Consider the following 15,250-nt stretch of genomic DNA (forward strand, 5'->3'; position numbering starts at 1 on the left):
TAAAAAAGTTCTTATTGTATATTCTACATTACAATGCATTGAACTTATAGAGATTTAATGTAATCTTTAATGAAACGTAATGATTCTGTTATGTTTTCAGGTTGTGTTCCTCCACCCTGAGCCATATCAGGACGGCCACCACCTTTACCACCTACGATTGGCGCCATATTTTTAATAATGTCACCAGCTTTAACACGATCTGTTAAATCTTTAGGTACGGTTGCAACTAGCGATACTTTTCCATCTATATTACTGATTAGAATAATAATCGTGTCTTGAAGTTTAGATTTAAAATCATCCATTGTTTCTCGAATTGCTTTCGCATTTGCTACTTCTACTTCGGTAGCAAGTACTTTAAATCCATTAACTTCTTCAACTTGATTCGTTACATCACCCATTTTTAATGAAGTAATCTCTTTGTTTTTTTGTTCAAGTTGTTTAGACAACTCTTTTTCGTCTGTTTGCATTTGCATAACTTTTTCTAATACTTGTTCATCAGATTTCACTTTGACTTGAGCTTTGACAGCATTAAATTGTTCTTGTATTGTCTCTAAATATAAAAATGCTGATTTACCAGTTAACGCTTCTATACGTCGAACTCCTGCGCCCGTTCCAGACTCGGTTACTATTTTAAACAACCCTATTTCAGATGTGTTATTTACATGGATACCGCCACAAAGTTCAATAGAGAAAGGCGCCATATTTACAACGCGAACGACATCTCCATATTTTTCACCAAATAATGCCATAGCGCCTAACTTTTTAGCATCTTCTATTGGCATTTCTTGAATGTTTACGTCTATGCTATTCCATATTTCTTCATTGACTCTGCGCTCTACTTGCTCTATTTCGGCCTCTGTTAAAGGACCAAAATGAGAAAAATCAAACCTTAAACGATCAGCCTCAACAAGTGAACCAGCTTGGTTTACATGATCTCCAAGCACTTCTTTTAAAGCGGCATGTAATAAATGCGTTGCGCTGTGATTTTTTTTGATGTCTCTACGCTCTTTATGATTTACACTGGCCAAAACTTCAGAATTTACTTTGACAGTTCCAAATTGTATTTCACCTTTGTGTAAATTTTGACCGTTAGGCGCTTTTGTAACTTCCTCCACATATATTTCAAATTGTTCATTACTTATCGTACCTTCATCAGCAACTTGGCCACCGCTAACAGCGTAGAACGGTGTTTTTTCTAAAATGAAATAGATTGTGTCACCAGCTTCAGCCTCATTTACTAATTCACCATCAAAAATAATATCAGTTATTTTTGTTTCTTGATCCATAACATCATAACCGACAAATTTGCTTTCAGTCGTAATTTTTTTCAAAACGCCGCTTTGTATTTGCATTGATTGTGCGTTTTGACGTGCTTGTCTAGCTCTATCTCTTTGTTTTTGCATTTCTTCCCCGAACGTTGCCATATCAACTGTTAAATTTTCTTGATTAGCAATTTCTACAGTTAATTCAACTGGGAAACCATATGTGTCGTATAACTTAAATGCATCTTTACCACTTATTTCATTCGTTGCATTTTGTGCTTTAGCAATTAAATTATTTAATATAGCGAGTCCTTCTTCTAATGTTTCGTGGAAACGTTCTTCTTCTGATTTAATTACACGTTTTATAAAATCAGCTTTTTCTTGGACATTCGGGTAATACGGCTTCATAATATCTGCGACGATATCAACTAATTTATACATAAATGGTTCGTTAATATCTAATGATTGACTAAATCTTACTGCGCGACGTAAAAGTCTTCGTAGTACATAGCCTCTGCCTTCATTTGCAGGCAACGCACCATCAGCAATTGCAAATGAAATGGTACGTATATGATCAGCAATCACTTTAAATGCAACATCATGTGCATCATGCTTTAGATATTTTTTATCCGAAACTGCCTCAACTTCACGTATAATAGGCATAAACAAATCTGTTTCATAATTAGTACGTACATTTTGGGCAATGGAAGCCATTCTTTCAAGACCCATACCTGTATCAATATTTTTATTTGGTAATGGTGTATAAGTATGATCTTTATTATGGTTAAACTCACTAAAAACTAAATTCCAAACTTCTAAGAAACGTTCATTTTCTCCACCTGGATACATTTCTTCAACTGGGTCATTTTGTCCAAATTGATTCCCGCGATCATAAAAAATCTCCGTATTAGGGCCTGAAGGACCTTCTCCAATATCCCAGAAATTCCCTTCGATACGGATAATTCTACTTTCTTCTAAACCTATCATTTCATTCCATATTTTATATGCTTCTGTATCTTCAGGATGAATCGTTACATATAATAATTTAGGGTCCATCGCCATCCATTTTTCACTTGTTAAAAATTCCCAAGCAAATTCAATCGCTTCTTTTTTAAAGTAATCACCAATTGAGAAATTTCCTAACATTTCAAAAAATGTATGATGTCTTGCTGTAAAACCTACATTTTCAATATCATTTGTTCTAATCGCTTTTTGAGAATTAACAATACGTGGCTTTTTAGGCGTTTCTCTACCGTCAAAATATTTTTTTAATGTCGCAACACCGGAGTTAATCCATAATAAAGAATCATCATCAATTGGGACTAATGGCGCAGACGGTTCAACCATATGTCCTTTCTCTACAAAATAATCTATAAAGTTTTGTCTAATTTCGCTTGCTTTTAAGTTTTTCATACTTAAAATTCCTCCATCTCAACTCAAGTTATATCAGTTATTTGATAAAAATGAAAATAAAAAACGCCCATCCTATCAAAAGGGACGAACGTTTCGCGGTACCACCCTAGTTATAAGCATTCATAATGATTCTATAGTACATTTGCACTCAAAAAGCATACTATTTTTAAAATCATTACTCACATCACTTATCACTCAATCAGTATATTTTCTATTAACATAAAGTAGCATTCAACTATACTATCTACACTTTTCACCAACCAGTGTATCTCTATATGTCTAGAATAGTTTACTCATCTTTATGCACAATCAACTATATTGTATTTACTTTCACCTCTGTTGTCAATGTTCAACAAAATCATAGGGAGAAATATCTCCCATATTAATCATCGGGTTAATATTATAAATATTTTCTTCTGTTAAAACAATGGTTGAATCAAACGTATCACCAACGTCTACCGCTTCATCAGTATCTTCGTTATTAAAATACGTTTTTAAAAATGTACATAACTGTGTCATTCTTACTTGGCCATGTGTGTTCAAACCTATTTCAAAAGCTTTTGGGTCTCCCAAAAAGACAAGCGATTGCTTTGCTCTTGTTAACCCTGTATATAATATGGGTTTTTGTAACATTCTATAATATTGTTTAACCATTGGCATGATTACAATTGGAAATTCAGAACCTTGTGATTTATGAATAGATGTACAGTATGCATGTGTCAACTCTAATAAATCTTTTCTAACGAATGTAATCTCATTACCATCGAAATCAACAACCAAAACGTCTTTATTTAACGCGTTTTCTTTTGCCCAAAATATGCCAACAATGACACCTATATCACCATTAAATATATTATCGCTCGGTCTATTTACCAGTTGTAATACTTTGTCTCCTTTTCTGAAAACAACTTCTCCAAATTCAATCTCTCGTGTGTCTTTATCTTTAGGATTTAAAATAGTTTGTAATACAGCATTTAATTTTTTAATACCTGCAGAGCCTTTATACATGGGAGCTAATACTTGTATATCACTCATGTCATAACCTTTGTTGACAGCACTTGAGACGACTTTTTCAACTACTGTTGGAATTTGTTCTGTTGAACAGTTTATAAAGTTACGATCATGGAATCGTTGTGTAATGTCTATAGACTCACCTAATTTCATTCTATGTGCGAGTTCTATAATACTCGAGCCATCTTGTTGTCTATACACTTCGGTTAAATTGACTCTTGGTATCACTTTAGAATCAATCAAGTCTTTAAACACTTGCCCTGGACCAACTGAAGGCAATTGATCTTCATCGCCTACTAATATAACTTGAGCGTCAATCGGGACAGCGCTCAAAAATTGATGGAATAACCATGTATCTACCATAGACATTTCATCAATGATAATCAGCTTTGCCGAAATTTCATTATCTAATATATCTTCTGGTTGTGTATCTTGGTTCCATCCAATCAAACGATGTATAGTCATTGCTTCTAATCCTGTGGACTCAGCCAAGCGTTTTGAAGCTCTTCCAGTTGGTGCTGCTAATACAACTGGGTAATCATCATTTTGATAGTCATCATAATCGAGAGATAAACCATGAATTTCTGCATATAATTCAACAATACCTTTAATAACAGTCGTTTTCCCTGTACCAGGGCCCCCTGTTAAAAGCATGACTTTGGAATTGATTGCAGTTTGTAACGCCTCTCTTTGTGAATTTGCATAAGTTACCTCATTACGTTGTTCAATTTCGCCAATTTCAAGCAATAATTCCGATTGTTCAATTTCTTTTAATTTGTTGGTATATGTGTAATTACGGTATAAGTTTTGTACACTTTTCAACTCTGAATAATATAAACTTGGCACAGCAAGTTCATTTTCTTGTTTAACTAATTTCGATTCTTCAACAAGATATTGCACCATATCTTCTAATTGTTGCCGATCAATCATTTCACTTGGTGGCTGTGATAGCATATCGTGTGTCATTTCTAATACATTCTGAGTCGGCAAATAAGTATGTCCTTGTTTAATACATTCTTCTTCTAACACATATAATAATCCAGCTTTCAAACGTTCATTATCATTAAATTGAATACCCACATTACGCGCTAACGTATCAGCTTTATTAAAGCCAATACCTTTGACATCATATACTAATTGATATGGTTTATTTTCTACAACATTCAACGTATCTCCAAGATAAACTTGATAAATGGCCATAGCAAGTTTAGGACCAAATCCTAAGTCATGTAAACGAATAATAATTTGTTCTGTTTCTTGATTACTGGCAATTTGTTCAGCAATTTGTTTTTGCTTTTTCTTAGGTAAACTTGGTACTTTTTCTAATACAGATGGATCATTTAAAATATCTGAAATTGTGTTTTCTCCAAGTGCATTCACAATATTTTGTGCTGTTTTTTTACCTATACCCTTGAATAAATCACTCGATAAATAGCTAACGATTGCTTCTTTGGTTTGCGGTAATTCTTTTTCGAAGGTCTCTGCCTTTAATTGTTTTCCGTACTTAGGATGTGAAACAACTTGCCCTTTAAAGGTGTAGACGTCGCCTTCAGCAATTTCTGGAAAGAACCCTACAACTGTAGGCATTGAATCAAATGTTTCATTAGATTCAATCGTATCTACCTTTAAAACAGTATAAAAATTGTCTTTGTTCTGGAATAAGATAGCATCTACAGTACCTTTAATCATTGAGTTGTTAAATAGTGTAGGGTTATCCATTGAATTACTCCTCCTCTGCGATAGATTTAAATGTTTTGATAGCGTGTTGACTCATCAAATGCTCTGGATTTATAGAAACTGCATGTTCAAAATATTGAATAGCTGTCTCAGTATCTTCTGTTTGCATATAAGTTGCTAAACCTAAATTATATAAAGCGTCTGTATGGTCGCTTTCTATAGTTAAAACATACTTTAATTGCTTAATAGCTTGTTCAAACATCTCTAAATGACACAAAACAAGCCCATACTGAAATTGAACTTCTACATCTTGTCGATTGTCCTTTTCCGCAGCAGTCATTAAAAATGGTAATGCTTCATTAAATGCTTCTAATTGATTAAATGACATACCAATCATGTAGTTCGTATCGATGATATCCACCTGATATTTTAACGCTTGTTGGTATAATTTGATGGCTTCTTTATAACGCCCTTCATTATAATACACATTCGCTAAATTATAATAAATTGCACCATTATTTGGATCAAGTGTTAAAGCTCTTTGGAAAAATTTCTCTGCTTTTTCTATTTCACCCGCTTCAGCTATCAAAATACCTGCATTGATGTAATTTTCAACCTCTTTTGGATTTGCTTCAATATTTTCAAATAAAGATGACAATGCTTTTTCAAAATTGCCCTGTTTAATCAAGTTATAAATCTGTTCTTGGTTCATTTTATTCCCTCGCTCTCTTAGCATCTTATTATAACATTTGTGTATCATTTTAGAATAATAAACAACAAAAAGGAGCAAGATACAAATCAAAAAATTTAAATTTGATTTTGTATGCTTACTCCTTAACAAAACCCTTATCTTAGGTTTTTATATTATTAGTTAACGTGATTACAAACGTATCTATCGTATGATCAAACAACGTAGCTTAGTTGGCCTGATATTTTATATACATCATCTATCGTTGCGCCGCCTAAACAAACGTCCCCATCATATAATACAACAGATTGACCGGGGGTAATGGCACGAACTGGTTCGTCAAAGGTAACACGAATTGCATTTTCATTTTCTCTTTGAACAAATACTTTTGTATCTTTTTGACGGTATCTAAATTTTGCTGTACATTCAAATCCATTTTCTAAGTCAACAGGATTTACAAATGAAACATCTGATGCAATCAAATAATCACTATAAAGTGCTTCGTGATGGAATCCTTGTTCAACATATAATACATTATCGTTTAAATTTTTACCTACAACAAACCAAGGATCGCCATCTCCGCCAATTCCTAGACCATGGCGTTGACCTATTGTATAGTACATTAGACCTGCATGGGTACCAATTTTTTCACCATTTAGTGTACGCATTTCACCTGATTGTGCAGGTAAGTACTGAGATAAAAACGTTTTGAAATTACGTTCTCCAATAAAACAAATACCAGTTGAATCTTTTTTCTTAGCTGTTGCTAAAGCTTGTTCTTCAGCAATTTTACGAACTTCTTTTTTATCAATATCTCCAAGCGGGAACATCACACGTGATAATTGAGATTGCGACAATTGGTTTAGGAAATACGTTTGGTCTTTATTATTATCGACGCCACGTAGCATTTCGACATGACCATCTTCACGACGACGTACACGTGCATAATGTCCTGTTGCGACGTAATCTGCACCTAGCTTAAGCGCATGTTCTAAAAATGCTTTGAATTTAATTTCTTTATTACACATTACATCAGGGTTAGGCGTACGTCCTTTTGTATATTCATCTAAGAAATAAGTAAAGACTTTATCCCAATATTCTTTTTCAAAATTAACTGCATAATATGGAATGCCAATTTGATTACAAACAGCAATGACATCATTATAATCTTCAGTTGCTGTACAAACACCATTTTCATCTGTGTCATCCCAGTTCTTCATGAAAATACCTATGACATCGTAACCTTGTTCTTTTAATAAATGTGCTGTTACAGAACTATCTACGCCACCTGACATCCCGACAACAACACGTGTATCTTTATTTGACAACTAAACTTCCTCCTTGAATTTATGATAAATTTTATGAATTTCTGTAGCTATATATTTTATTTCTTGTTCGGTCATTGCTTCATTAAAACTAAATCTTACTGAATGCTGAGCTCTGTCTTCGTTACTATACATTACCGCTAATACATGTGAAGGTGTTGTAGAACCAGCAGTGCATGCAGATCCTGAAGACACATATACATTGGATAAATCTAACAATGTTAACATGGTTTCAACGTCTATAAATGGAAAATACAGATTGACAATATGGCCAGTCGTATCTGTCATTGATCCGTTTAATTCAAATGGAATTGAACGCTCTTGTAATGAAACAAGAAATTGATTTTTCAAATTCATTAAATGTACATTGTTATCATCTCTATATTGATTTGCTAGCTTTAATGCTTCAGCTAAACCGACAATTTGGGGTACATTTTCTGTACCTGCCCTTCTTTTCGTTTCTTGTTCTCCACCTAATTGAGAAAACTTAAGCGCTGTACCTTCTTTTAACAATAACGCACCAACACCCTTAGGGCCACCAAATTTATGCGCTGTAATACTCATTGCGTCTATATTAAATTCATGAAAATTCACTTCTAAATGGCCTATTGCTTGTACAGCATCTACGTGGAATAATGCGTTAGAATTGTTAATGACTTCTTCAATATCATACATGGGCTGCACTGTACCAATTTCATTGTTTACAAACATAATTGAAACAAGTATGGTTTCATCAGTCAATGCATTTTGCAACTGTTTCAATGACACTAAACCTTCTTCGTCAACATCAAGATAAGTTACATCAAAGCCTTCTTTCTCTAATTGTTCAAAAACATGGAGTACTGAATGATGCTCTATTTTGCTTGTAATAATATGCTTCCCTTTATGCTGATGAGCATAAACAATGCCTTTAATCGCTGTGTTATTTGATTCTGTTGCACCACTTGTGAATATCACTTCGCTAGATTTTGCATTAAGTTCCTTAGCTACAATATGACGAGATTCATCTAAATATTTACGTGCATCTCTTCCTATACTATGTATAGAAGATGGGTTGCCATAATGTGTTGAATATATATTCATCATCTTATCTATAACTTGTTGCTTAACTGGCGTTGTGGCAGCATAGTCTGCATATACTTCCATGTTTGACACTCCTTACAATTTTATCAATGTTCCAATGATAGCACCAACTCACTAAATTTTCTAGTTGTCTGTTTCAAAATGACCATTTTCATCTATAAATTTATATTCACCTAGTAACTTAAGGGTTTCATCTAAGTTTGATTCACGCGTATGAGTTAAGGATACATTATAAAGTTGTTGATTTTTTATTTCCCAATGTACAGCTTTAAATTGAGATTGTAAATATGAATCATGTGTAACAATCAATACTTGACCGGTAAAACTTTGAATCATACTTAAAATTAAATCTTGAGTTACAATATCAAAATAGTTCGTAGGCTCATCCAATACTAATAAATTAGCACCTGAAAAATATAATAATACAAATTGTAAACGACTTTTTTCCCCCATAGACAAATAGCGAATTGGTTTTTTGATTTGATCCTTATCAAAATTAAATGAAGCAAGTAATGTCTGCGCTTGGCTACGCGTTATGTTAGTTCTTACTAACAACATTGATAATGGAGATTCTGCTTCATTTAGATTGTTATTTGTCTGATCAAAGTAACCTATCTTTAACGATGGCGTAATCTCTATAATACCTTCGTCTGGTGATAAATGCTGTCTAATCAAAGCGATGAAAAGCGATTTACCACTTCCATTTGGACCAGTAAGTAATATATTTTCATTTTGTTTCATTTCAAAATGAGCGTGTTTATATATAGCTTGTCCATCAATATTAACGCTAACATCTTCAAAACGAATTAAGAAACGTTTAGGAAGGCTAGTCTGATGACTAAAGTAATATGACTTTGTTTCTTTACTCGGTTCTTGAATATGTTTTTCTTGTAATTTTTGGTTTAATTGTTTTTCCTTCACCTTTGCCCTTTGCGCTAATTTGCTCAACTTTTTCTGTTCAATCGGATTACGTACACTTGCTTTTTGCTGAGCAGAATGATGCCATGTTTGTACGCGTTTGATCGTACGTTCGAGGTCTTGTATTTCTTTTTGTTGTTTATTATATATACGTTGTTCTGTTTGACTTTCTAAATCTTTTATCTCTTTGTATTGCTTATAATTGCCATTAAATTTTCTTGTACTTTCGGGTGTTATTTCTATAACATGACTCGCGGTCTGATCTATAAATCCTCTATGATGCGACACATATATGATTGTGCGTTTTGATTGTTGTATATGGTTAATCAATTGGTCTATCATTTCTTGGTCTAAATGATTGGTTGGTTCGTCCAGCAATATCAATGGTTTGTTTGAAATAAATGCTCTCAATAAAGCAAGCCTAGTTTGTTGGCCGCCGCTTAATACTTTAATTGGTTTGTCAAGATCTGCTTCCGTTAGAGCCATTTGCTTCGCTTTAGTTATAATGGTTTGTTCAAATTCATAGCCATTTAAAGCGATATAATCTGAAACTTTTTCATAGTTATCCATTAACGCTTGTTTTAAATGAAACAATTCTGTGTTTAAGCTTATTACATAGTCTATCCCCGTCATGTTTCCAAAGGTAGTCATGTTTTGGTCCATCAAATAAGTATCTTCTTTATACTTATTATTTAATGCTTTTAATAAAGTCGTTTTCCCAACGCCATTATTACCAATCACAGCAATATGTTCACCCTTTTCAAATTGTAAATCCACTGACTGAATCAGTGTTTTTCCAAACATTTCAAAAGGTTTTTGGGCAAAATAAAAAGACATATCATTTCCCTCTTTCTTAGGAGATATGACACGCCATAATAAATGAAACACCATACATGTGAGGTGTTAATATTTTAATTTACATATTAAGACATACTCATATCCCATATATTTTCTCTGATTTAATAAATTGTTTTGGTTGTTCCTTATGAGATTTATCCATTGTCTTAATAAGACCACCTAACTTTTTAATTTCATATAGTATACCAGTGAGCAACTTCTTACGCAAGTTTTAATTCAACTGTTATACTTCAATATATTAATAATCATAAGGAGGAAACTGTATAATGAGCAATATAAAATTATCTGCACTTAACCTGGTTCCTGTAAGAGAAGGTCAAACGGACCAAGATGCGATTCATGACATGGTCAAATTAGCACAAAACTTAGAAGAATTAGAATATGAACGTTATTGGATTGCAGAACATCATAACGCGCCAAATCTTGTTAGTTCCGCGACTGCGTTATTAATACAACACGCATTAGAGCATACATCAAAAATCAGAGTAGGTTCTGGTGGCATCATGTTACCTAATCATGCACCGCTTGTTGTTGCAGAGCAATTTGGTACTATGGAAACTGTTTTTCCAAATAGAGTTGACCTTGGGTTAGGTAGAGCACCTGGGACGGATATGATGACGGCAAGTGCACTTCGTAGAGATCAGCATAACGGTGTATATGAATTTCCTGAAGAAGTGGAACAACTTGCAACTTATTTTGGCCCAGCTAATCAACAAGCTTACGTCCGCGCTTATCCAGCAGTTGGAAAAAATGTGCCCCTATATATATTAGGTTCTTCTACTGATTCTGCTCATTTAGCTGCTCGTAAAGGTTTACCATATGTATTCGCAGGACATTTTGCACCACAACAAATGAAGGAAGCAATAGCTATTTATAAAGAGCTATTCGAACCATCAGCGTTTTTAAGTGAACCATATGTCATTGTATGTTTAAATGCTATTGTTGCTGATACAGATGCTCAAGCTGAATACCTTGCAACTACTCAGGCTCAAGTGATGGTAAGTATTACTCGAGGAAGAATGCAGCCAGTACAACCTCCTACAGATGACTTGAGAGGTCTGCTAACACCTACAGAATACGAAATAGCAAAACAACGCATGCAAAGCTCACTTATTGGATCAGAAGAAACTGTGAAAAGTAAATTACAAGCTTTTATTGATGAATATGGCGATATTGATGAACTGATGGCAATCAGCTATATCTATGATCAAAAAGCACAGCTAGACTCTTATAACAAATTAAAAAATGTGGTATCCACTTTTAATTGAACTTAAATACAAGCGTGGTTGATTAGTAAGAACGAATAGCAAAACGCAAGTGCTGAAATACATGCGTAAAAACTTGATATAAATACATTTACTTTGTAGTTATCTATTATTTCAAATATAAAATGAGCCTGGGANNTCCCAGGCTCATTTTATATTTAGATGAATAAGTTTAAACAACGATAAAGATAAAAATTATTTTTTATCTTTTTTGTCGTCTTTTTTATCATTTTTTTTATCGTCTTCACTGCCACCAGTGAATTTATCGATTTGTTCAGATGCTTGTTTTGCTTTTTCGTTATCAGTATCTTTTAATTTATCAGAAACATTTTTTGCAGTTTCCTTTGCTTTATTTAAAAAATCTCCAGCCATAGTAAAACCACCTTATTTAGTATTAGTTAATGATTATTATTTTTTGAATTTATCAATAACATCATTTGCTTTTTCTTTTGCATTTTCTACTGCTTCTTTAGCTTTACCAGAAGTTTTATCTTCTTTGCCTTCTTTTTCTAAATTTTTATCATCGGTAACATTACCAACTGTTTCTTTCACATTTCCTTTTGCTTGTTCAAATTTATTTTCGTCTGCCATAAATAATACCTCCTTAGCAATGTATATATTAAATACCACATTACTGAAAGCATAAACATTTAAAGCAAAATTATTTAAAATTTCACAATAAAATCATAGGAAATACTTTAATAAAGATGATTTTTAAAATAATTTAAATATAGAACATATAACCATCTAAATTATTTGTATCATTGTAATCTGCTAAATATTGTAGCGTTGTATTATCTAAAACTTCTCTTACTGCATCTCTCATTCTAATCCAAAGTTGTTTCTGTGCAGGAGGTTCAGAATCAATGCTTTCTACAAATGTAATAGGTCCTTCTAATAAACGAATAATATCGCCAGCAGTAATTTCTTCAGCTGACACTCTTAATTGATAACCGCCTTTTGCACCACGAACACTTCGAATTAAACCAGCATTTCTTAATGGACCGACAAGTTGCTCTAGATAAAGATCACTTAAGTTATTTTCTTCTGCTATAGATTTTAATGAAACGCATCCTTGGCCTTGCTTTTTAGCTAAAGATATCATTAATGTTAATCCATATCTTCCTTTTGTTGATATTTTCATTATATAACCTCACTTAATTCGAATACTATATATTAACATTCTATCATTTTTTACGTTAAGATAATATTAGAAAGGTGTGAAAGATTGTGACGAACGAACCACTCGCTTCAAGAATGAGACCAAATACGATTGATGAAATTATTTCACAAGATCATTTAGTTGGTACTAAAGGCATTATTCGACGAATGGTAGAAACTAAAAGATTATCCTCTATGATTTTTTACGGTCCTCCTGGGATCGGCAAGACAAGTATTGCCAAAGCGATTTCAGGAAGTACTCAATTTAAATTTCGCCAACTAAATGCTGTTACAAATACTAAAAAAGATATGCAACTGATTGTTGAAGAAGCTAAAATGTCCGGGCAAGTCATTTTATTGCTAGATGAAATTCATCGGTTAGATAAAGCGAAACAAGATTTCTTACTGCCCCATCTTGAGAATGGCAAAATTGTATTAATTGGTGCTACTACTTCTAATCCCTATCATGCTATCAACCCAGCAATTCGTTCAAGAGCTCAAATTTTTGAGTTATATCCATTAAATGAAGACGATGTTAAATTATCTTTAGAAAGAGCGTTAAATGACGAGGAACGAGGTTTAGCTTCATTTAATCCAATAATTGATAAAGATGCGATGAATTATTTTACAACTCAAAGTCAAGGCGACGTGAGAAGTGCTCTAAACGCTTTAGAATTAGCTGTGCTCAGTTCTGAAGTAACAGATAACCAAAGACATATTACTTTAGAAGATGCTAAAGATTGTTTACAAAAGGGCGCATTCGTCAGTGATAAAGATGGGGATATGCATTATGACGTAATGAGTGCATTTCAAAAATCAATTAGAGGTAGTGACGTTAATGCAGCTTTACACTATTTAGCTCGATTAATTGAAGCTGGTGACTTACCTACAATTGTTAGGAGATTGTTGGTTATCAGTTATGAAGACGTCGGATTGGCTTCGCCAGGTGCTGGCCAACGTACTTTAGCAGCAATTGAATCTGCCGAACGACTTGGTTTTCCTGAAGCAAGGATCCCATTAAGTCAAGCTGTTATTGAATTATGTTTATCACCTAAGTCTAATTCAGGTATTACTGCCATTGATGCAGCATTATCAGACATTCGTAAAGGACATGTAGGACAAATTCCTGATTATTTAAAAGATGGTCATTATTCAGGTGCCAAAGAACTCGGAAGAGCTATAGGTTATAAATATCCTCATAATTATGAGAATGGATTCATATCTCAACAATATTTACCCGATAAGCTAAAAAACAAAATTTATTATACACCAAAAATGACTTCTAAAACGGAACAACAATTTAAAACTATATTTGAAAATATTAATAAAGCACAACAGAAAAACAAATAATCCTAATGCCACATCATTATTTCATCAAAAAAAGTCCTTAAAGCTTACACAATAAAGTGAAAAGCTTTAAGGTCTTTTTTATTTTTTATCTTTGATACGTGTAACTGGTATGTCTTTTAAAATGTCATTAATTACATAACTTGCACAAATTAATCCTACCGCACTAGGAACAAATGCATTGGATGACGGAGGCATTTGGGCTTTCCTTGTTGGCGCGTTGGCATCTCCTACTGTTTCTTTAACATCTTCTCTAATGACAATTGGGCTTTCATCTGAAAACACTACAGGGACGCCTTTATAAACACCTAATTTTTTCAATTTACGACGTATCAATTTGGCCATAGGATCCATATAAGTTTTGGATATATCTGCAATTTGAAAACGTGTTGGGTCTGTTTTATTTGCTGCACCCATACTTGAGATAACTGAAATACCTCTATCAAGGCATTCTTTCATTAAATGAACCTTGTAAATAAGTGTGTCACTCGCGTCTATAAAATAATCAATATTATAGTTGTTAAATAAAGCCTCGTATGTTTCTTCCGTGTAAAACATATGTAGCGAAGTGACTTTACAGTCTGGATTAATTAACTTGATACGTTCTTCCATTAATGTCACTTTACTTTGACCAATCGTAGATGTGAGCGCATGTAATTGACGATTCACGTTTGTGATATCCACATCGTCTTTGTCGATTAAAATAATATGTCCTATATTCGTACGTGCTAATGCTTCAGCTGCGAAAGAACCGACACCACCAACGCCTAAAACAACAACTGTTTTCTGCTTTAATAAATCTAATCCTTCTTGACCATAGGCCAATTCATTTCTCGAAAATTGATGTTTCATCTCTAAACTCCTTATTAAACAAATACTATTATTATTATATTATAACACTATACTTTTTATATTTTAAAAGCACTTTATAAACCAAACATTAACATGTATGGATTTACAGCGGCTTATCAACTTTATTATAAAAAAATACGCAAGACCGAAGTCTTGCGTACCGATAGAGTCCGTGAGTGCCGTAGTTATAAATTGCTTGATCATTCGGCCTGCTATTAACAGGTGGGTGCCCTGTTTCTTGTTTTGCAAGTCCTCCTTAAGAGGCGTGTGCGCTGCAAGAAAACCTATTGGGCTCCCGGATCAAAGAGTGTTAGGCCCAAATATGAAGCAAACTTACGAACACTACAGATGACTACCTTATGCAAGTATCATAACATAATATTTGGATTT

Annotated in this window: 12 protein-coding genes and 1 other RNA gene; 2 read left to right on the forward strand and 11 right to left on the reverse strand. The window is 33.5% G+C overall.

Going from position 1 to position 15,250, the window contains the following annotated elements:
• Positions 1–44 precede the first annotated feature (44 nt).
• From alaS to sal(E), 6 genes are all read right to left on the reverse strand, one after another.
• Positions 45–2,675 (reverse strand): alanine--tRNA ligase, encoded by a 2,631-nt coding sequence (gene alaS / locus KA900_RS07045; protein ID WP_115342128.1) that lies wholly within the window; start codon positions 2,673–2,675, stop codon positions 45–47.
• Between the two features lie 342 nt (positions 2,676–3,017).
• Positions 3,018–5,405 carry an SF1B family DNA helicase RecD2 gene (gene recD2, locus KA900_RS07050; protein ID WP_096809350.1) on the reverse strand — a complete coding sequence of 796 codons (2,388 nt, stop codon included), beginning with the start codon at positions 5,403–5,405 and terminating at the stop codon, positions 3,018–3,020.
• A gap of 4 nt (positions 5,406–5,409) precedes the next feature.
• A complete protein-coding gene (locus KA900_RS07055; protein ID WP_103372672.1) occupies positions 5,410–6,075 on the reverse strand; it encodes a tetratricopeptide repeat protein in 666 nt (221 codons plus the stop codon).
• 191 nt (positions 6,076–6,266) lie between these two features.
• Positions 6,267–7,379: a tRNA 2-thiouridine(34) synthase MnmA gene (gene mnmA, locus KA900_RS07060; RefSeq protein WP_103372671.1), complete on the reverse strand. Its 1,113-nt coding sequence runs from the start codon at positions 7,377–7,379 to the stop codon at positions 6,267–6,269.
• Positions 7,380–8,522 (reverse strand): cysteine desulfurase family protein, encoded by a 1,143-nt coding sequence (locus tag KA900_RS07065; RefSeq protein WP_115342127.1) that lies wholly within the window; start codon positions 8,520–8,522, stop codon positions 7,380–7,382. It lies immediately after the preceding gene.
• 60 nt (positions 8,523–8,582) lie between these two features.
• Entirely contained in the window at positions 8,583–10,214 is a 1,632-nt protein-coding gene (sal(E), locus tag KA900_RS07070; protein ID WP_115342126.1) for an ABC-F type ribosomal protection protein Sal(E), read from the reverse strand.
• A gap of 287 nt (positions 10,215–10,501) precedes the next feature.
• On the opposite strand from sal(E), the gene KA900_RS07075 reads away from it, so the two are divergent.
• Positions 10,502–11,503 carry an LLM class flavin-dependent oxidoreductase gene (locus KA900_RS07075; RefSeq protein WP_096809340.1) on the forward strand — a complete coding sequence of 334 codons (1,002 nt, stop codon included), beginning with the start codon at positions 10,502–10,504 and terminating at the stop codon, positions 11,501–11,503.
• 192 nt (positions 11,504–11,695) lie between these two features.
• Here KA900_RS07075 and KA900_RS07080 read toward each other — a convergent pair whose 3' ends face one another.
• From KA900_RS07080 to cymR, 3 genes are all read right to left on the reverse strand, one after another.
• Complete coding sequence (locus KA900_RS07080) at positions 11,696–11,872, reverse strand: hypothetical protein (RefSeq protein ID WP_170006813.1); 177 nt, start codon at positions 11,870–11,872, stop codon at positions 11,696–11,698.
• A 36-nt stretch (positions 11,873–11,908) separates the two neighbouring features.
• Positions 11,909–12,091 (reverse strand): CsbD family protein, encoded by a 183-nt coding sequence (locus KA900_RS07085; protein WP_096809338.1) that lies wholly within the window; start codon positions 12,089–12,091, stop codon positions 11,909–11,911.
• Between the two features lie 133 nt (positions 12,092–12,224).
• Positions 12,225–12,644 (reverse strand): cysteine metabolism transcriptional regulator CymR, encoded by a 420-nt coding sequence (gene cymR / locus KA900_RS07090; protein ID WP_096809336.1) that lies wholly within the window; start codon positions 12,642–12,644, stop codon positions 12,225–12,227.
• Positions 12,645–12,730: 86 nt separating this feature from the next.
• On the opposite strand from cymR, the gene KA900_RS07095 reads away from it, so the two are divergent.
• Positions 12,731–14,011, forward strand: a complete 1,281-nt coding sequence (locus KA900_RS07095; RefSeq protein ID WP_170006942.1) for a replication-associated recombination protein A — start codon at positions 12,731–12,733, stop codon at positions 14,009–14,011.
• Between the two features lie 78 nt (positions 14,012–14,089).
• On the opposite strand, the gene KA900_RS07100 is transcribed toward KA900_RS07095, so the two are convergent.
• Complete coding sequence (locus tag KA900_RS07100) at positions 14,090–14,860, reverse strand: tRNA threonylcarbamoyladenosine dehydratase (RefSeq protein WP_096809333.1); 771 nt, start codon at positions 14,858–14,860, stop codon at positions 14,090–14,092.
• Positions 14,861–15,023: 163 nt separating this feature from the next.
• Positions 15,024–15,214, reverse strand: a non-coding RNA gene (ssrS, locus tag KA900_RS07105) — 6S RNA.
• Positions 15,215–15,250 lie beyond the last annotated feature (36 nt).

It is taken from the genome of Staphylococcus sp. GDY8P120P (assembly GCF_017892065.1).
In the GTDB taxonomy this organism is placed as follows: Bacteria; Bacillota; Bacilli; order Staphylococcales; family Staphylococcaceae; genus Staphylococcus; species Staphylococcus nepalensis.

Excerpts from the sequence above, each read along its gene's own strand:
- alaS (WP_115342128.1), bottom strand. The coding sequence starts at position 2,675 with ATGAAAAACTTAAAAGCAAGCGAAATTAGACAAAACTTTATAGATTAT.
- recD2 (WP_096809350.1), bottom strand. The coding sequence starts at position 5,405 with ATGGATAACCCTACACTATTTAACAACTCAATGATTAAAGGTACTGTA.
- KA900_RS07055 (WP_103372672.1), bottom strand. The coding sequence starts at position 6,075 with ATGAACCAAGAACAGATTTATAACTTGATTAAACAGGGCAATTTTGAA.
- KA900_RS07065 (WP_115342127.1), bottom strand. The coding sequence starts at position 8,522 with ATGGAAGTATATGCAGACTATGCTGCCACAACGCCAGTTAAGCAACAA.
- KA900_RS07075 (WP_096809340.1), top strand. The coding sequence starts at position 10,502 with ATGAGCAATATAAAATTATCTGCACTTAACCTGGTTCCTGTAAGAGAA.
- KA900_RS07080 (WP_170006813.1), bottom strand. The coding sequence starts at position 11,872 with ATGGCTGGAGATTTTTTAAATAAAGCAAAGGAAACTGCAAAAAATGTT.
- KA900_RS07085 (WP_096809338.1), bottom strand. The coding sequence starts at position 12,091 with ATGGCAGACGAAAATAAATTTGAACAAGCAAAAGGAAATGTGAAAGAA.
- cymR (WP_096809336.1), bottom strand. The coding sequence starts at position 12,644 with ATGAAAATATCAACAAAAGGAAGATATGGATTAACATTAATGATATCT.
- KA900_RS07100 (WP_096809333.1), bottom strand. The coding sequence starts at position 14,860 with ATGAAACATCAATTTTCGAGAAATGAATTGGCCTATGGTCAAGAAGGA.